The following is a 17684-nucleotide window of genomic DNA, read 5'->3' as shown; positions in this document are numbered from 1 at the left end:
CGGGGGCCGCGGCATGCCTACGGTCGAAGCATGACCCCAGAACTTGTGCTCAACAATGGCCTCCGGATGCCCGCCCTCGGCTTCGGTGTCTTCCAGAGTCCCCCGGAGGAGACCGCGGCCGCCGTGGAGACGGCGCTCAAGGTCGGCTACCGGCACGTGGACACCGCCGCCGCGTACGGGAACGAACGGCAGGTCGGCGAGGGCATCCGGCGCGCCGGCCTGAGCCCGGCGGAGGTTTTCCTCGAGACGAAGGTGTGGGTCAGCGACTTCGGCTACGACCAGACGCTGCATGCCTTCGAGAAGGCCACCCGCAAGCTCGGCGTCGACCGGCTCGACCTGCTGATTCTGCACCAGCCGGCGCCGGACCGGTTCGAGCGCACCGTCGCCGCCTACCGGGCGCTGGAGCGGCTGCTGGCGGACGGCCGGGTGGGCGCGATCGGCGTCAGCAACTTCATGCGTACGCACCTGGACGAGTTGCTCGCCCGCACCGAGGTGGTACCGGCGGTGAACCAGATCGAGCTGCATCCGTACTTCAGCCAGCCGGACGTGCAGAAGGCCGACGCCGAGCACGGCATACTCACCCAGGCGTGGTCGCCGATCGGCGGCATCACGTTCTATCCCGGCTGGGGCGAGCAGCGCCGCAGCGTCCTTCAGGATCCGGTGATCGGCGCGATCGCGGCCGGGCACGGCAGGTCGCCGGCCCAGGTCATGCTGCGCTGGCAGCTGCAGCACGGCCGCTCGGCGATCCCGAAGTCGACCAACCCGGACCGGATCGCCGAGAACTTCGCGGTCTTCGACTTCGAGCTGACCGACGGCGAGATGGCCCGGATCGACGCCCTGGACACCGGCGTGCGCAACGGCCCCGACCCGGACACCCCGCGCGACGTCTTCGATCGGGTCATCCCCGAGGACTGACGATCTGACTGTGAGCGCTCCCAGGAGGCGGCGCAGGCGATCGAAGATTGCCATTGCGTCTCCTGGGAGCGTCCGCTATGTTAACGTTCACACGCCCGGGTGTTGATCCATAGCTTTCCGCTGCAGGCTCCCCCCTCGCCGCATCCCCGCAACGGAAGAGGTCCCCCATGGCACCATCACGGCTCGTCCGGGGCGCCGCCGTCGGCGTCGCCACCGCGGCCGCCATCGTCGCCGGCGTGCTCGTCAACGCCGGCGTCTCGCAGGCCGCCACCTCCCAGCCCTGTGACATCTACGCCGCCGGCGGCACCCCCTGCGTCGCCGCGCACAGCACCACCCGCGCGCTGTACGCCGCGTACACCGGCCCGCTGTACCAGGTGAAGCGCGCCTCGGACGGCGCGACGCTGAACATCGCCCCGCTGAGCGCCGGCGGGGTGGCCAACGCCGCCGGCCAGGACACCTTCTGCGCCGGCACCACCTGCCTCATCACGATCATCTACGACCAGTCCGGGCACGGGAACAACCTCACCCAGGCCCCGCCCGGCGGCTTCACCGGGCCCGACGTCAACGGCTACGACAACCTGGCCGGGGCGGACGCCGCGCCGGTGACGGTCGGCGGGCACAAGGCGTACGGCGTCTTCGTCTCCCCCGGCACCGGCTACCGCAACAACAGCACCAGCGGGATCGCCACCGGCGACGCGGCCGAGGGCATGTACGCCGTGCTCGACGGCTCCCACTACAACGCCGACTGCTGTTTCGACTACGGCAACGCCGAGACCAACAGCAAGGACACCGGCAACGGCCACATGGAGGCCATCTACTTCGGCAACAGCAAGGTCTGGGGCTACGGCGCCGGGAACGGCCCGTGGATCATGGCGGACCTGGAGAACGGCCTGTTCTCCGGCCGGAACCTCGGTCTCAACTCCGCGAACCCCAGCATCAGCAACCGGTTCACCACGGCCGTCGTGAAGGGCACCGCGAACCTGTGGGCGATCCGCGGCGGCAACGCCCAGTCCGGCTCGCTGTCCACCTTCTACAGCGGCGCGCGGTCGACGACGTCCGGCTACAACCCGATGCACAAGGAGGGCGCGATCATCCTGGGCATCGGCGGCGACAACAGCAACGGGTCCGCCGGCACCTTCTACGAGGGCGTCATGACCAGCGGCTACCCGTCCGACGCCACGGAGAACTCGGTGCAGGCCAACGTGACCGCGGCCGGCTACGCCACCACCTCGCTGACCAGCGGCCCCGCGGTCACCGTCGGCTCGTCGGTGTCGCTGCGGGCCACCACGGCCTGCTGCACGACCCGGTACATCGCGCACTCCGGCACCACGGTGAACACCCAGGTGGTCACGTCGTCCAGCACCTCGGCCCTCAAGGGCCAGGCGACCTTCGTGGTACGGGCCGGTCTCGCCAACAGCTCCTGCGTCTCGTTCGAGTCGAAGGACACGGCCGGCAGCTACCTGCGGCACTCCGGGTTCCAGCTGTACCTGAACGCGAACGACGGCGGCACGCTGTTCGCGCAGGACGCCACGTTCTGCCCGCAGACCGGCAAGAACGGGCAGGGCAACACGTTCCGGTCGTACAACTACCCGACCCGGGACCTCCGGCACTACAACAACATCGTGTACGCGGCGAGCAACGGCGGCGTGCACCCGTTCGACGCGGCAGGCGCCTGGTCGGACGACGTGAGCTGGGTGGTCGGCACCGGCTGGTCCTGATCACCGGATGACCGCGGGCCCGCTCGGACGGAACAAGGTCCGGGCGGGCTCTGCGCTCGCGGGTCGCGGCCGGCTTGCTGCTGGTCGCGGTGCCCGGCACCCCGCCTGCGATAGGTTGACGCCACGCCGCTAGGCATGTCCGTCCGCCCCTGAACGTACGGCCCGGCTCACGGCTTGCGGCGCCACCGCAGCGGCTCACGACTTGCGGCGCCACCGCAGCGGCTCACGACTTGCGGCGCCACCGGAGCAGCTCAGAACTTGCGGCGCCATCGCAGCGGCCCCGGGTGCAGGCTCCACCACATCCGGCGCCACCACGAGCGGCGGTCCCGCAGCGCGGTGGCGTAGGCGACGGCCTGCCGCCCGGCCCGGTCCGCTAAGGGCTCGTCCGCGGCGCCGGGCGCGAACCCGACCGCGTTGATCCCCGCGACCAGGTCGTCCAGCGGCGGCAGCGGTCCCGGCGGGCTCTCGTCCGAAGTGGACGGGTGCTCGGGCGCCGCGCGGCGGAGACGGGCTTTCCGCGGCGGGGCGGGCGTTTTCGCGTACGCGGCCGCCTCGGAAGCCGCAAGGTGCGACGGCATCGGGCGGCCCGCCAAGCGCAAGGCATCGGTCAGCTCGGCCCAGGCACCGACGATGCGATCGTCCGGTGTGCCCGCGGTCAGCCGCCGGCGGCGCAGCGAACGGCGCATCGTGACCAGCGTGACCGCCACCGCGCCCAGCAGGATCAGCACCGAGCCCGAGGCGCCGCCGGCCACCACCGCCGTGCCGGAACCGCCACCGGGCGCCGCGGCGTGCCCGGCCGGCGGTGCCGACGAGGACGGTTGCGCGGCCGAGGTGGGCGGCTCCGACGGCGGCGTCGGCGGCTTGGTCGGCTTCGGGGTGAAGTCCTCCTCGACCGGGCGCGGGTTCTTGCTCTTCGGCATCGGGTCGAACGCCACCCAGCCCAGCCCGTCGAACAGCACCTCCGGCCAGGCGATCGCGTCGCCCGCCGTGACCGCCCCGCCGGCGGCCGGCGCGTCGAAGCCGACCACCACCCGGCTCGGCAGCCCGGTCAGCCGCGCCAGCACCGCGAACGACGCCGCGAACTGCTCCGAGGTGCCGCGCTGGCCGCCCCGGTCGCGGGGGCCGAACAGAAAGAACGTCAAATTGGGGTACGCGTGACCGCTCGGCGCGTCGGCGACCTTGCGATAGTGCTCGGCCAGGAAGTCCTGGATCGCCGTGGCCCGGTCGAAGGCCGCGCCGTTGCCCTCGGCCAACTGGTCGGCGAGCCGCTGAATCTGGTCGGGCACGTCCGGCCCGACCGCGAGGAACCGGGCCACCGGGTCGCCGGCGGGCACGTCCGCGGTGGGCAGCAGGTTGAGATCGGGCGTCTGCACCTGGGAGACGACGTCGTAGCGCAGCCCGGCCGACAGCTGCTCGGGCCGGATCAGCGTTCCGGTCGCCGCGTCGAAGGCCACCCGCGCCCCGGTGACCCGGGTGGGCGTCGGTAGGACCGGCAACAGCCGGCCGGTCAGCCCGTCGACGGTGATCTGCTGACGCACCTCGGTGGTCGTCGCGTCCGCCAGTTTCGGCTGCTCCGGAAGCACCCGCCCGGCGTTGCGGTAGGTCGCACCCACCCGCCAGGTGATCCCGTCGTAGTCGGGCAGCACCGCCAGCCGCAGCCGCACGGTCTTTGCGCTCGATCCCGGACCGGGCGCCGGCCTGCCGCTCGATCCCGGACCGGTCGCCGGCGTACCGCTCGTTCCCAGACCGGTCGCCGGCGTACCGCTCGTTCCCGGACCGGTCGCCGGCGTGCCGCTCGTTCCCAGACCGGTCGCCGGCGTGACCTCGAGAAGCCGTTGCTGGGGGCTCAGCGCCCACCCCGAGATCCGGTTGAGCGGGCTCTCGTCGAGGCTGTCCACCCGCGGCGGCTGCACGTATCGGCGCGGGTCGACCGGCGTGGTGCTGACCTGGCCACCCACCCAGGGCCCGAGCGCCGCCCCGAACGCGAGGACCGCCGCCAGCCCGGCTCCCGCTCCGGCGATCGACCGGCCACGTATCCGCCGTGACAGCCCCGCGGTTGCGGTGTCGGCCGGGCGCGCGCTGGTCGCCAGCGCCGCGATCGCCAGCCCTGCGAAGGCGAGCGTCGCCCACCCCGCGGTCGAGGCGTTCGGACCCACCACGTACAGCGCGCCCGCGTAGAGGGCCACCACCGGCGACAGCCCGAGCAGCACCCGCCGGGCCCGCACCGCGACCTCGGCCCCGGCGAGCCCCGCGACCCAGGCCGCGATCACCGGCACCACCACCGTGTCCGGACCCGGCTCCACCGGGATCATCGCCGTGAGCAGCCGCGGAATCCCATTCACCAGCGAATCCCGGGCGATCTGCGGGAAGGGCCCAGCCACGTCCGCACGCCCGGCCGTCACCCACAAACAGAAGATGGTGTACGCAGCGAGCAGCACCGCCGACAGCGGAGCGACCATCCAGTTGGGCAGCCGTCTCGCCGCCACGCCCAGCCCCACCGACCCGGCCGCGGCCCCGATCACCAGCCGGACGAGCAGCGAGCCCGCATAGATGCTCCCGAGCACAACCCCGGCCAGCGAAATCATCCCGGCCAGCGCGGCGCCGACGACGAGCGCCCGCACCCATCCGGCCCGCCGCGCACCCGCCGCCGGCCTGCCCTTCGCCGTGACCGTCCGGTCCGGCGCCGCCGCCGGCCCGGAGACCTCGGGTGCCGCCGTCACCATCCGCGCACCCGCCCGCGGATCGCGTCCGCATTACCCGCGGCGGAGCCCATGCGCATCTGCGTCACCATCCGCGCACCCGCCCGCGGATCGCGTCCGTGTTACCCGTCGCGGACCCCACGCGCGCCCGTGTCACCATCCGCGCACCCCGTCCCAGGCCGCCGCGAACTCCGTGCCGGTCTCTGCCTCGATCACGATGAGGCCGTCGCCGGCCGAGATCGGCGCCGCGTCGCGGTCCCCGAACAGGCCGGCCAGCACCACCGAGTACGGCCCCCGCAACCCGCTGACCGCCCCGAGCTCGGCGCGCCCGCCCGGCCCGGTGAGAAAGACGAGCGTGTCGCCGAGCCGCTGCGCCCGCAACCGCCGCAGCGTCGCCGCGAGGTCGCCCTCGCGCAGGGTCGCCTCGGTCAACACGTCCAGATAGGGCCCGGTCGCCACCGTCGTCACCAGGTGCAGGCCGACCGGCAGGTCCTCGCGCACCGCCGCCGCCACGATCGACGCCGCCGCCTCGCACGCCGCCTCGAACGACTCGGCCACCCCGTCTCGCAGCTGCGGGTGGGCGACCGCCCGGTCGTCGAGCAGCACCACGATCGTCGGCTCGGACGTGTCCAGCTGTTCCCGCACCATCAGCTCGCCCACCTTGGCCGAGCTGCGCCAATGGACCCGTCGCAGCTCGTCGCCGACCACGTACTCGCGCAACGAGTCGAACGTGATCGTCCCGTGCGGCACCTTGTCGATGCGCCCGTCGAGACTGCGGGAGATCCCGGCCGGCACCGCGCGCAGCAGATGGATGCGCGGGTGCACCCAGACCGAGGCGGTCCCACCGTACGTGCGGGAAAGCGTGATCAGCGCAAGCGGATCGCCGCGGGTGACCCGCAACGGCCCGATCGGCACGACGCCGCGGCGGCTGGTCGGCACCGGATAGTCCACGGTGGTGTCCCGCCCCGGCCGCAGGCGCAGCAGCGGAACCGGGACGCCCGCCCCGCCGCAGCGGTCGGTCGCGATCAGGTTGGCCGCCCGCAGCCTGCTGGTGTTGTGCACGGTGAGCGTCATCCGGGCCGGCTCGCCGCGCGCGACGCGATCGGGATCGGCCACCCGATCGACGCCGAGCCGGGGCCGCCACAGGGCGAAGACCACCCCGCACCCGAACGCGACCGCCGCCACCGCCCCGAGCAGCGCCAGATCCGGATACCCGAACCGGAACCCGGCACCGAGCAGCACCACCGAGCCGACCAGCAACCCCAGCCCACGGGCGGTGATCCCGCCGAGTCCACGCCCGACCAGGCCACGCCCGACTGAGCCACGCCCGACCGCGCCACGCCCCGGCCGCGCGGCGTCGATCCGCGGGCCTGCCCCGCCCGGTCGAGTCGCGCGAACGGGAGCCGGGCCGCTGCCGGGCGGCGGAGCGCTGCCGTCCGGCAGCGGCGGCTCGGCAGGTGCACCCGGCGACGCAGCCGAGGGCACCTCGGGTGACGAACGTGCGCGCCCGCCGTTGTCGCCGGGCGGTGAACCGGCGGGTCCGGCAGCGTCGGCGGGCGTGCCGGGTGGCGCGGCGGCTCGGTCGCGCGCGCCGGCTGGTGGTGCGCCAGCCCGGTCGCGCGCGCCGGGTGGTGGTGCGGCGGCCCGGTCGGGCGCGCCGTCGAACGAGGTCACGCCCCGGCCGGGACGCGCTGGCCGTCCGGCAGCGGCACCGGGACCGACCGGATCGCGTCGTCGAGCACCTCGGCCGCCGTGACCCCACGCAGCTGCGCGTCGGCCGACAGCAGCACCCGGTGCGCGAAGACCGGCTCGATCAGTGCTTTCAGGTCTTCCGGCAGAACGTACCCGCGGCCGTGGATCAGGGCGAACGCGCAGGCCGCCCGGGTCAGCGCGATCACCCCGCGGGGGCTGACCCCGACGCGTACCTGTGGATGGTTGCGGGTGGCGGCGGCCAGGCGCACCGCGTACCCGTAGAGGGGGTCGGCGATGTGCACGTGCATGGCCATCCGCACCATCTCGCCCACCGTCGCGGTGTCGGTGATCGGCTCGAGCGTGTCCGGCGAGCGCATCGCGGCCCCGCGCAGCACCTCGATCTCCACCTCCTCGCTCGGGTAGCCGACCGACAGCTTCACCAGGAACCGGTCGAGCTGCGCCTCGGGCAGCCGGTACGTGCCGTCCATCTCGACCGGGTTCTGGGTGGCCACCACCAGGAACGGCTGCGGCACCGGGTGCGGCACGCCGTCGACGGTGACCCGCCGCTCCTCCATCACCTCCAGCAGCGCCGACTGGGTCTTCGGCGAGGCGCGGTTGATCTCGTCGGCGATCACGATGTTGGCGAAGACCGGGCCGGGGTGGAACTCGAAGCCGCGGCTCGCCTGGTTGAAGATGGTCACCCCGGACACGTCCGAGGGCAGCAGGTCGGGGGTGAACTGGATGCGCCGCCACTGGCCCTGGATGGACGCGGCAAGCGCGCGGGCGAGGGTCGTCTTGCCCACGCCGGGCACGTCCTCGAGCAGGACGTGCCCCTGCGCGAACAGCGCGGTGAGCGCGAGGCGCACCACCTCCGGCTTGCCCAGCACGACCGAGCCGATCCGGTCGGCGAGCTGCTCCGCGACCTGGGCGAAGCCCTCGATGTGCCGGGGCGGTAGTGGTTCGGTGCGCACGGGCGTGGTCCTCAGCAGGTCGGAAGGTCGTTGATGTTGTCACCGTCGTCGAGGTTCAGCCACGCCCATGGGATGTAGTTCTCACCCTTGTACTTGACCCGGACCCACCAGGTGCTCCGCTTGTCGCTGTTGTAGATGTACGCGTACACCTCTTTGCCGGACTCCTTGCAGATCGCCGCCAGCTTGGTCCCCGGCTTGGCCCAGCCGACCTGCTTGCTGTCCACCTGCTGGGTGATGCTGAAGATCTCGTTGCCGTTCCGCCCGTCGACGTCGGCGTCGCAGTAGGTGGCGGTGTCACCGTTCTGCCCGTCGTGGCAGGTCGCCGTCCCCCACAGTTCATCGGTCGTGCTCTTGCTCGTGGCGGTGGCGGTGCCGGCCGCGTTCTTGGCCGTCACGGTGAAGGTGTACGCCGTACTCGCGGTCAGCTTGTCGACGGTCAGCGAGCCGCAGTTGCCCGATTTCGACCCGGCGCCGGAGGCGGCCACCGAGCAGGTGGCCGTGCCGCCGCCCGCGTCCACGGTGAACGACACGGTCGCCGAGGTGGTGGCCGGGTTCACCCCGGTGATCGTCACCCGGGGCGCCGAGAGGGTCTTGGCCGTGGCGGTGCCCGGGTTGCCCGGACCGGCGTCGTTGACCGCGCGCACCTCGACCGCGAGGGTCGCGCCGTCGTCGAAGCCGGTCAGCGTCACCCCGGTGCCGTCGGTGACGTCGGTGGACTTGCCGCCGGCCGTCACCACGTACTTGGTGATCGCCCGCCCGTTGTCGGCCGGCGCCTGCCAGCCGACCCTGATCGCGCCGGCCTGGTCGCCGACGGTGGCCGCCTCGACGTTCTCCGGCTTGCCCGGCGTCGTGTACGGCACGACGCTCGGGCTGACCGGCGACGCCTTCGACCCGGCGCCCCGCTCGTTGACCGCGACGACCGTGAACGCGTACTGCTTACCGTACTCGAGCTGCCCGGCCGGAATGGTCAGCGAGGTGCCGGTGGCGTCGCCGATCGGGGCGCTGCCGCCCTCGGAGATCGCCGTCACCGTGTACCGCTGGATCGCCAGCCCCTGCCCGTTCGCCGCGGGCCAGGTCACCGCGACCGTGCCGTCCGGTTTCGCCTCGGCGGTGACCGCGGTCGGCGGGTCCGGCACCTCGGCGGTCGGCCGCACACTGTTGCTGGTGCGGGCCGGGCCGTCGCCCTTGGAGTTCACGGCGTACACGGTGAACTGGTAGGTCTCGCCGTTTGTCAGGCCGGGCACGGTGACCGATCGCTGGTCGGCGCCGACCTGGAAGGTCTTGCCCGCGCCCTGCACCACGTAGCGCGTGATGGCCGCACCGTTGGCGGCCGCCGCCTGCCAGGTCACCCGGGCCTCGGCATTGCCGGCCGCGGCCCGCACGTTGCGCGGCGCGCCCGGCTTGCCCACCGCCGGCTTCTTCGGCTTCGGCGGGGGCGGCGTCTGCTCCGGCGGTGTCTTCGGCGGGGTGCCGCCGAGCACGTCGTCGGCGTACTTGTCGACGGTGCGCACCTGATGCGCGTCGTCGACCACCCGGGCCGTCGACGAGCCGGGCGCGTTGATGAACAGGTAGCCCTCGCGGACGTCGAGCTCCAGCGGCCCGCCCGGCTTGGCGAACGGGATGTCCTTCTGCGCCTTGCCGGCCGAGTCGAAGACGTGGATCGCCTGGTTCGCCGAGTCGGCGACGTAGAAGAAGCCCTGCCAGGCGACGGCCGCCTGCAGGTCGGTGCCGCTGCCGGGGACCGCGAAGTCGGTACGCATGCCCTGGTCGCCGACCACGTAGACGTGCCGCGAGTCGGTCACCGTGACCGGCACCGAGCGCCCGTCGGTGTGCGCCGGCATCGTGCCCGGACCGGCCAGTGGCAGCGTCACGCTGGTCGCCTTGGTGTCGCCGTGGATCGTCGACAGCGCGTTCGTCGTCCGGTCGAGCACGGCGACGCCGTCGTTCAGCGTGGTGAGCGCGAGGTCGTGGCTGGCGGCGGCGACGGCTTCGGTGTGCACGACCCGCGGCCCGGCCTGGTCGGAGGAGCCCGCCGACAACAGCGGCGCGGGAGTGATCGCGGTGACCGTGCCCTCGCTCGGCGCGGCAACCCACAGCCGCCCCTTGCCGTCGAAGACGCCGCCGGTGATGCCCGGCGGGAACCGCAGCTCCGGCCCGATCGGGCCGAGCGTGCGCGGGTCGAGCTGCTGCACCTTGCCCTGCACGGTGTCGACCACGAAGGCGGAGTCGTCCTCCAGGGCCACCCGCACGCCGAGGCCCGGGCTCGCGCTGGAGTCGCTCCAGAACTGCTTGAGCGTGGTGAGGTCCATCGACCCGATCCGCCCGGTGGTCACGTCCCGCAGGATCACGAACCGGTCGGTTTGGCTGATCTCGAGCTGGTGCCCGCGCGCGTCCGGCACGTTCACCCGGGTGTCGACCTTGGCGGTCACCCCGTTGATCCGGGCGACCTCGCTCTTGGACCGGCTGAACACCCACGACGCCGAGTCGAAGCTGGCCACCGCCTGATCGGCCGAGCCGAGCCCGAACGCGGTGAGCCCCAGCCCACCCGCGAGCGCGAGGACGGTCCCCATCGTGACGAGGTAGCCGCGACTGCGCCACCTCGGACGTGACGCTTCGCTGTCTGCGCTGGTCACAACCGCAAACCCTCTCCCTTTGACGGACCCCCTCCGCAAGGACGGAGGCCATCATAGGGGGATCGAGGGAGGCGTCGATACCCGTAAGTCACGGGTGTGGACAACGCCGGTCGCCGAGCGTGATCCATTACTTGCCCGACCCCGGCCGGTTGGTGCAGGCCTGCTCCGAGGTCGCGAACTTGTTGTTCCGATAGACGGCGACCACCGCGAAGCAGTAGTTCAGATTCGGGTTCAGCGCACTGATCTCGAACGACGTCGTGCCTGGTCCGAGCGTACTTACCGGTTTCAGCTGCTCCCCCGGGTGAGCCATCGCGACCAGGAAGGAGACACTGCCGCCGGCCGGGTCGGTCCAGGCCAGCCGGATGCGGGAACCCTGGTCGGTCAGCGCCACCCCGGTCGGCGGCTTGCCGCCCAGAGTTGGCACATCCGAGTCGGATTCGTCACCTGCCCGATTGGCGAGCACGAAGACCAGCGCCGAGACCGCGATCACGGCCGCGAGCACCGCGGCGATCGCCGCGAATATGCCCAGCGAGCGTTTGGCGGGCGGTTCTTGCGCGTACGCCGGGGCAGACACCACCCATTGCGGCGCGGGGGTTTGCGGGTTTCCGCCCCATTGTTCGTGCCAGGTTTGCGGTGGATTCGGGGCCGGCCGGTGGGGTGGGCCGGCCGGGGTGAACGGCTGAAGCTGGGTGCCGATGGTGGGCAGGGTGGTGGTCGGCTCCTCGTAGGGGGTGGGGTGCGGTGGGATCGGGGTGGTCGGCTCCTCTGGGTGCTCGTGGGCCGGCGGCACGCTTGTTGGCCGGATCGGGGGCGCGCTTGCCGGGGGTGCGCTGGTGGGAGTCGCGCTTGTCGGAGGCGCGCTTGCCGGAGGCGCGCTTGCCGGAGGCGCGCTTGCCGGAGTCGCGCTTGCCGGAGGCGCGCTTGCCGGAGGCGCGCTTGCCGGGAACGTCACCGGGGATGGCTGCGCCTGGACCGGGGGCGCGATCGGCACCGGGGCGGTCGGGGGCTCGCTCACGGGGACAGCCGGGGACGGCTCCGGCTGCGGCTGGGGCGGGTCTGACGCCCGTACGAAAGCATCTGGTTCTTGCCCGAGATAAGCCCGAGCCCGCGCAACGGCCCAATGCCCCGCACCCAACGTCGCGGGCCCCAGCTCAGCGACCCGCCCGAACGCCCTACGCGCCTCGTGGCGATTGCCCAGCTCCTCCGCGACGACCCCGATGTCGTGCGAGATCTCCAGCATCAGCGCATCGGAGTCACCCAGCCGCCACAGCCCCGCCGCGTAGGCGTCCTCGAGCACCCGCCGCGCCCCGCTCGGGTCATCATCCTTCTGGAGCATCTGCCCGAGCAGGTAGGAAGTCCGCAGAACGTCCGGATCGTCCTCAGCCAGGTTGATTCTCCCCAGCTCAACGGCCCGCTCCAGCAGAGCGATGGCACCGGTCAGATCACCGGAGTCAGCGAGCACCTGAGCCCGCTGCCGGGCCGGAGTGAGAGGGGATGGCTGCGACACGCCCGCCATGCTGCCCCGGAACCCTCTCCTTGCGCCAGGCATAGGCGGTTATATGTCGGGATTGTCCATGCACCCACCCTCCCTGCAGGCCCGCCGGGGAGCCGTGTACAGTTCTCTCCTGTGCGGCCCGCCGGGCTGCCGATACCGGGTGGGAAACGCCGGGTCGGCGTCGGTAGGCTGAACGGTGCAGGTCCGGGTGGCGGAATGGCAGACGCGCTAGCTTGAGGTGCTAGTGCCCTTTATCGGGCGTGGGGGTTCAAGTCCCCCTCCGGACACATATCAAAGACACGAAGATCCGCCGGGGTGACAACCTCGGCGATCAGTGTTTCTGGGCCAGGTTGGTAGATCATCTTCAGCCTGAGCCGGCTGTACAGCTCAGCCCGGTCGCGCGGGTCGGCACCGCGGAGTAGGCCGAGAAGGTCGCTGAACGCCTCGGCGATGGCGTCGAGCTGGTCGGCGGTCATCCGCTGCGGTGGCGCCTCGGTGAGGCCGAGCCGGGCCTGAGCGGCCTTCTTGATCGCGGTGGTCTCGGCGATCCACCCAGCGATGAGTGCCGGGTCGCCGCCTGCGTCGAGGGTCGCCCGGTATCCGTTGATCTTCCGGTCGGCGTCAGTAATGGTCTGGCGCAGCTTTTCGACCTCGCCGGCGTCGCCGTAGGCAGCGAGTGCGGCACGGTGTTGCGCTTCCGCCACGCGGCGAAGGTTGTCGGCCAGATTCGGCCCCGTCAGTTCGTCTCGCAGGAACTCGTCGACCGGGCGGATGATCGCGTCCTCGCGCAGGTAGAGCACGGGCGGATGGCTGATCTGACGCTGGCGGACGAAGTCGCGGCTTGCGGTGCAGCGGTAGTAGAGGCGTCCGTGGTTGGGGTTGCCGACCATCTTGCGGTCGCACAGGCCGCAGGTGATCAGGCCACGGAACAGGTACGGCCGGCTGGTGTGACGGGGCGCCTTGCCCGCGTCGCTGTTGGTGCCGCGCTTCTTGACCGTCTGCTGGGCGCGCTCGTAGAGGTCGGTACTGATCAGCGGCGTATGTGACTCGGCGCGCGACCAGACCCACTGGCTCGGGTCGTTCCAGCGGTGCCGGTTCTCGTGGCCGAGCGCGACGTCATCGACATCGATCAGGACTTCATCGGTGCGCGCCCGGTTCCAGACCTGCCGACCGGTGTAGCGCGGGTTCTGCAAGATCGCGCGGACCGCCGTCGTCTCCCAGACCTGCGTGCGTCGGTGCGGGTTGCGCGCCCGGTCGTAGGCCGACGGGCACGCAATGCCGTCCTGGGTGAGTCCGCGGGCGATCGACGTCATGCCCCTACCCGCGACGTACTCGCTGAAGATCCGCTCCACCACCGGTGCCGTGACGGGGTCGGGTTCGAGCCGGTGGAGTCGCCTGCCTTCGGCCGCCTTGCCGGGGTTCGGGTGCGGGCCAGCGTCGGCGAGCCGGTAGCCGTATGGCGGCCGGCCGCCGAGGAACCGGCCCTCCAACTCGGTTTGCGCCTTCATCGCCGACCGGACGCGGACCTTGATGCGGTTGCGCTCCCCCTTGCTCATGCCGCCGTAGAGCGCCATCACGAGATCGTGGGCGTCCGAGCCAGGATCGATCGCCCCGCCAATCTCGGGCACCCACAGGCCGACGCCGTAGTGCACGAAGACGGGGAACGTCATGCCGAACTGGCTGCCGTAGAACGCACGCTGCGGCTCGCCGATCACGACGGCGTCGAAGTCGCGGCCGGCGCTCTTAATCGTGTCCAGTAGGCGCAGGGCTTCGGGGCGCCGCTTCCACGGCAGCGAGCGAGACTGCCCGATGTCGAAGAACTCGGCGACGATCTCACCACCGGCCGGCTCGATCAAACTGCGAGCGCGGGAGAGCTGCCAGGCTTTCGATGCCTGCGGGTCTTGCTGGTCCTCGGTCGACACGCGTCCGTAAAAGGCGAACCTCATGTCTGTCGAGTCTTCCGGGCACGGTCGATGATGCGCCACAGCGCATCGGCGGCGGCATCGGAGATCGGGACTTCTAGGGACGTCTTGAGCTGCCCGTTCTCAATTTCGGACGTCTTGCACGTTCGTATGCTGCGATTTCTCCTCTCATCGGTGGGGTCTTGTGTGGTGATCGTTGGGCCTCCTTTCTGGTTGGTGACATGGATCCGCCGGTCGTCCGTCCGTCGTCCGTCCGCGCGCTGATATGCGCAGACCCGCGCGAGCGGACGGACGTCCGCGCGGACATCGGTTCAGGCGCGCCAGCGTCCGCGAGAGACCTGTCGGGCGCGGCCGGCGGCGGCGAGCGCTTGCAGCCGGTCGTACACCCACGTCCGCCGCATGCCGGTCGCTTCGATGAGTTGCGGGATCGTGAGGCCCTCGTCGGGTGCCTCATCGAGGGCGGTCAAGAGCTCCAGTTCCGGGTCGATTGCCATCGGCGGTGGCGATGCGATGGCGCGCGGCTGATGGTCGATCGCGGCCCGGGACAGCGGGTCGAGGTCCGGTCGGTGGTCGGTGTATCGGGCGGCCGTCTCTCGCACGTTCTCGTCGGTGACGAGGTAGGCGCGGGCTCTGCGCGGCTGGTTGTGGCCATCGGCGAGGACGTAGAACTTGCCCGGTGCGTCGAGGGTGTGGGCGTGCCAGCCGGCGGCGAGCATGCCCTTGTCCAGGATGAGGTCGACGTCGCGACGCTCCCGGACGCGCAGGCAGACCCGGACGCTCATCTGAGAGCGCAGCGCTCCCCCGCCCATGGCCTTCTGCGTCGGGCGTTGCGTCGCGGCGAGCAGGTCGACCGCGAGGGCCCGGCCGCGTCGGGCGACCGATTCGGCGTACGGGACGGCGGCCGGTGCTGTGTCCGCGAGTTCGGCGTACTCGTCGATGACGATGACCAGCGCTGGCGCGTCCGGCGTGGGCTCCCAGACGCGGGTGTTGTCGCGGCCGGACGCCTGCGCTCGGGCGTCGAGCACGGCAACGGCGTCGGCGAGCAGTCGGGTCGCCTCCTCCGGGGTCGTCGCCAGCCGGGCGAGACACGGTGCCCACGGCCGTAGTTCCATGCCGCCCTTGAGGTCGATGCCCCACAGGACGACGTCGGTGCAGGCGGCGAGGTTGCCGAGGACGACGTTCAGCACGCCGCTCTTGCCTGAGTCGGTGGTGCCGCCGATGAGCGCGTGTCGCCGCAGCAGCGGCACCCGGACGGTGGTCGCGTCTTCGAAGACGCCCAGATCGATCGGGTCGGCCAGCGATCGGACCGTCGGCCCGGGCCAGGGAATCGCGCCGGCGTGCGGGTCGACGGCCAGGACACGCATCGTGAAGCGGCCGGCGTGTGCGGGGTCCTGCTCAACGCGGACCGCGCCGGGCCGCGTGCCCAGGGCCGACTCGATGGCGGGTACCCGTGCCACGACGTCGGTGACACTCTGCCCCGGGCTCAGCTTCATGCGCGCTCGCCAACCCCAGGTGTCCACGACGGCCGACATGATCCGCGAGCCGTCGAGCCCGATCCTGTCGGCGAGGTCAGGCCAGGCGTGGATGACGCGGTCCACGCGGACGTGGGCTCTGCGGCGTCGGTGTGTCCACCAGGGCACCCCCAGCGCGACCATCGCCACGATGAGAATGGCGTGGAGTGGTGCGTGGCCAGGTCCCATTGCCGTGGCGGCGGCAAGCCAGCTTCCAGCAACTATTGTGGCGACCGCGGCATACGCGCGCTCCTCGGCGCGGACGGCGCCCCACGGCACTCCGCGCAGCCCGGCTGCCAGAGCAGCGGCAGTCGTGACGACGCCAACTAACGGCCAGGTGCCGGGATGCGTGCGGTGCAGCACGGATGCGGCGACGTCCAATGCCACGCCAACGGTGATCGGGGCGAGTTCCGACCGGAACCGAAACAGCGCGCGTCCGATCGCGGCTACCACGATGGCGAAGAGCGGTTCATCAGGCACAAGCAGGAGCGGTTGCGGGTGGCGGCGGCTCCATCGGCGGTGCCGGCGTCCATAGGCCCTCATTAGGCGAGCTCGCCATCGTCGGGCGGAATCCATGAGCGGTGCTCGGCTACCGCGTCGCCAAGGTATGTCAACGGCTCCGGTTCCCCGTCGTGGTCGGCAGCGACGGTGGCGCGGGCTGCGGCGAGCAGGTCGGCGAAGTCCCATCGGGTACGGCTGAGCAGTCGGGCGAGGCGCTCGATCTCGGCAAGCAGTACGGGGATGTCGTCCACGGCGGTCCAAATGGCGACCGGCGTGTGCTTGAGTCGGGCGGCGTGCAGGTGAGCGAGGACGGCCTCCTGGTCGACGGTCGGGCGAGGGATGTGCGGTTTGTTGGTCATGAGCGGGGCGATGCCTCCTTTCGGTCGGTGCTGTCGTTGGCTTTGGTGCTCTCGGCGGCGAGGCGTCGCCGCAGTTCGGTTGCCTTGGGTCCGGCGATCCGCAGTGCCGCGCGCAGACCGTCTCGGCTGATGGGGCGTCCGCCGTGCTTGGCTCGATGCCGGGCGTCGACCTCGCGGGCCGCGTTGAGGAGGTCGACATCGGTCCGGGTCCGGACCTCAGTCCGAGGCTCGGGACGGTCTGCAGCGGCAGGCGCCGGCTCGTGGTCGGGTGTCGCGACGGTAGTGAGCGCGTGCAGGTGCGCGGTAAGTCCCAGGACAGCGGCCGGTACGGCACCGACGAGGACGACGATCGGCCAGGAGATCGCGACGAGTCCGGTGGCGATGAGGTGATAGCCGGCGTTGCCGACGATGCTCGTGGCGATCGCACCGACTGCGTTGGCGCGGGCGAAGCGACGCGCCCGGCTGCTGCCGATCGTTCCGGCGAGCCACACGCGGGCCGACGTCATCGCGTACGCATCGATGGTGATCGGTAGCAGCCAGGCGAGCCGATCGGGCCAGCCAGCGACCAGCGCCAGCCCTCGTAGGCCGGCGAAGCTGGCCACCGCGGCGGAGATCGCAGCAACGGTCATGCCGACGACCACCCACCAGTCCCGCCTGCCGGCGGTCACTGGGTCGCTCACGTCAGAGGTCCAATCCGGCAACGAACCGCGCCAAGGCGTGCAGCCCGTTGCCAATCTCCGGGCCGATCGACGCCGAGGCGAGGTAATACCCGAAGGCCGCGCAGATGGCTGCCTGCCACAGCGGCAGCCGGGCATATCGCCACAGCAAGAAGACGAAGACGCCGAGCAGGACGACGGCGGAGATCGAGAGCGTCATGCGTCACCGCCGTCGCGGCGGTGAGCGCGTCGCGCCCGGCGGGTACGGATGCCCTTGTCAGCGCCGCCGTGACCGCCGCGCGCCAGGTGCCGGCGGTTCCAGCGGATCCGGGCGACGCACTTGCGACACAGGGTCGAGTGGCTCGGCCCGAGCTGCGCTCCGCAGATGCAGGTCGGCTTCTCGTGGGTGAAGTGCTGGGGGTCCATCGTGTGCTCCTCTCGGGTTTGGCGATGCAAGCCGCATCGACGCCATCGAGAGTGGGGTTTGAGGACGGGACGTGATCAGGTCATGGCTGGACGTGTCGGAGACGTCTCGCCTATGTTGGTCAGGCTGCCGGGACGTCCTGACGGGAAGACGATGCCGAACGAGCGACTACGCACTGCGATGTTGGA

General features: G+C 71.6%; 13 protein-coding genes, 1 tRNA gene and 2 pseudogenes. 3 read left to right on the top strand and 13 right to left on the bottom strand.

Features of this window, described 5'->3' with window-relative positions; all coding sequences use genetic code 11:
• Nucleotides 1-30 precede the first annotated feature (30 nt).
• Entirely contained in the window at nt 31-915 is an 885-nt protein-coding gene (locus tag ODJ79_RS28670; protein ID WP_263026710.1) for an aldo/keto reductase, read from the top strand.
• 167 nt (nt 916-1082) lie between these two features.
• Complete coding sequence (locus ODJ79_RS28665; protein ID WP_263026709.1) at nt 1083-2633, top strand: alpha-L-arabinofuranosidase B; 1551 nt, start codon at nt 1083-1085, stop codon at nt 2631-2633.
• Nucleotides 2634-2884: 251 nt separating this feature from the next.
• Here ODJ79_RS28665 and ODJ79_RS28660 read toward each other — a convergent pair whose 3' ends face one another.
• The 7 genes and pseudogenes from ODJ79_RS28660 to ODJ79_RS47220 form a co-directional block, all read right to left on the bottom strand.
• A complete protein-coding gene (locus tag ODJ79_RS28660; RefSeq protein WP_263026708.1) occupies nt 2885-5356 on the bottom strand; it encodes a DUF3488 and transglutaminase-like domain-containing protein in 2472 nt (823 codons plus the stop codon).
• 129 nt (nt 5357-5485) lie between these two features.
• Nucleotides 5486-6613 carry a DUF58 domain-containing protein gene (locus ODJ79_RS28655; protein WP_263026815.1) on the bottom strand — a complete coding sequence of 376 codons (1128 nt, stop codon included), beginning with the start codon at nt 6611-6613 and terminating at the stop codon, nt 5486-5488.
• 389 nt (nt 6614-7002) lie between these two features.
• Nucleotides 7003-7995 carry an AAA family ATPase gene (locus ODJ79_RS28650; protein WP_263026707.1) on the bottom strand — a complete coding sequence of 331 codons (993 nt, stop codon included), beginning with the start codon at nt 7993-7995 and terminating at the stop codon, nt 7003-7005.
• Nucleotides 7996-8006: 11 nt separating this feature from the next.
• On the bottom strand, nt 8007-10565 hold the full coding sequence (locus tag ODJ79_RS28645; protein WP_263026706.1) for a fibronectin type III domain-containing protein: 2559 nt from the start codon (nt 10563-10565) through the stop codon (nt 8007-8009).
• A gap of 190 nt (nt 10566-10755) precedes the next feature.
• The gene (locus ODJ79_RS28640; RefSeq protein WP_263026705.1) at nt 10756-11418 is read right to left on the bottom strand and encodes a fibronectin type III domain-containing protein; all 663 of its coding nucleotides are present in this window, start codon (nt 11416-11418) and stop codon (nt 10756-10758) included.
• Nucleotides 11419-11477: 59 nt separating this feature from the next.
• A pseudogene (locus ODJ79_RS47225) lies at nt 11478-11555 on the bottom strand (pentapeptide repeat-containing protein); the annotation flags it as partial.
• Nucleotides 11556-11916: 361 nt separating this feature from the next.
• Nucleotides 11917-12144 (bottom strand): annotated as a pseudogene (locus ODJ79_RS47220) (tetratricopeptide repeat protein); the annotation flags it as partial.
• A gap of 181 nt (nt 12145-12325) precedes the next feature.
• Between ODJ79_RS47220 and ODJ79_RS28635 the strand changes: the two are divergent.
• Nucleotides 12326-12410, top strand: a tRNA-Leu gene (locus ODJ79_RS28635).
• Here ODJ79_RS28635 and ODJ79_RS28630 read toward each other — a convergent pair.
• The 6 genes from ODJ79_RS28630 to ODJ79_RS28605 form a co-directional block, all read right to left on the bottom strand.
• Complete coding sequence (locus ODJ79_RS28630) at nt 12375-14069, bottom strand: recombinase family protein (protein ID WP_263026704.1); 1695 nt, start codon at nt 14067-14069, stop codon at nt 12375-12377. The two genes, ODJ79_RS28635 and ODJ79_RS28630, sit on opposite strands and share 36 nt — an antisense overlap.
• A gap of 287 nt (nt 14070-14356) precedes the next feature.
• Complete coding sequence (locus ODJ79_RS28625; protein ID WP_263026703.1) at nt 14357-15943, bottom strand: FtsK/SpoIIIE domain-containing protein; 1587 nt, start codon at nt 15941-15943, stop codon at nt 14357-14359.
• 155 nt (nt 15944-16098) lie between these two features.
• Nucleotides 16099-16416, bottom strand: a complete 318-nt coding sequence (locus ODJ79_RS28620; RefSeq protein ID WP_263026702.1) for a hypothetical protein — start codon at nt 16414-16416, stop codon at nt 16099-16101.
• Complete coding sequence (locus tag ODJ79_RS28615) at nt 16413-17057, bottom strand: DUF2637 domain-containing protein (RefSeq protein WP_263026701.1); 645 nt, start codon at nt 17055-17057, stop codon at nt 16413-16415. The genes ODJ79_RS28620 and ODJ79_RS28615 overlap by 4 nt, the downstream gene beginning before the upstream one ends.
• A 40-nt stretch (nt 17058-17097) precedes the next feature.
• Nucleotides 17098-17292, bottom strand: a complete 195-nt coding sequence (locus tag ODJ79_RS28610; RefSeq protein ID WP_263026700.1) for a hypothetical protein — start codon at nt 17290-17292, stop codon at nt 17098-17100.
• Entirely contained in the window at nt 17289-17498 is a 210-nt protein-coding gene (locus ODJ79_RS28605) for a hypothetical protein (RefSeq protein WP_263026699.1), read from the bottom strand. Before ODJ79_RS28605 ends, ODJ79_RS28610 begins: the two co-directional genes overlap by 4 nt.
• Between the last annotated feature and the right edge of the window lie 186 nt (nt 17499-17684).

It is taken from the genome of Actinoplanes sp. KI2, assembly GCF_025630775.1.
Classification (GTDB): domain Bacteria; phylum Actinomycetota; class Actinomycetes; order Mycobacteriales; family Micromonosporaceae; genus Actinoplanes.
The sequence above is the reverse complement of the archived record's forward strand: the minus strand, read 5'-3'. Positions and strand labels throughout refer to the sequence as shown.

What these genes read in the sequence shown, in the direction of transcription:
- ODJ79_RS28620 (WP_263026702.1), bottom strand. Translation starts at nt 16,416, where the DNA reads ATGACCAACAAACCGCACATCCCTCGCCCGACCGTCGACCAGGAGGCC.
- ODJ79_RS28665 (WP_263026709.1), top strand. Translation starts at nt 1,083, where the DNA reads ATGGCACCATCACGGCTCGTCCGGGGCGCCGCCGTCGGCGTCGCCACC.
- ODJ79_RS28630 (WP_263026704.1), bottom strand. Translation starts at nt 14,069, where the DNA reads ATGAGGTTCGCCTTTTACGGACGCGTGTCGACCGAGGACCAGCAAGAC.
- ODJ79_RS28605 (WP_263026699.1), bottom strand. Translation starts at nt 17,498, where the DNA reads ATGGACCCCCAGCACTTCACCCACGAGAAGCCGACCTGCATCTGCGGA.
- ODJ79_RS28670 (WP_263026710.1), top strand. Translation starts at nt 31, where the DNA reads ATGACCCCAGAACTTGTGCTCAACAATGGCCTCCGGATGCCCGCCCTC.
- ODJ79_RS28660 (WP_263026708.1), bottom strand. Translation starts at nt 5,356, where the DNA reads ATGGTGACGGCGGCACCCGAGGTCTCCGGGCCGGCGGCGGCGCCGGAC.
- ODJ79_RS28610 (WP_263026700.1), bottom strand. Translation starts at nt 17,292, where the DNA reads ATGACGCTCTCGATCTCCGCCGTCGTCCTGCTCGGCGTCTTCGTCTTC.
- ODJ79_RS28645 (WP_263026706.1), bottom strand. Translation starts at nt 10,565, where the DNA reads ATGGGGACCGTCCTCGCGCTCGCGGGTGGGCTGGGGCTCACCGCGTTC.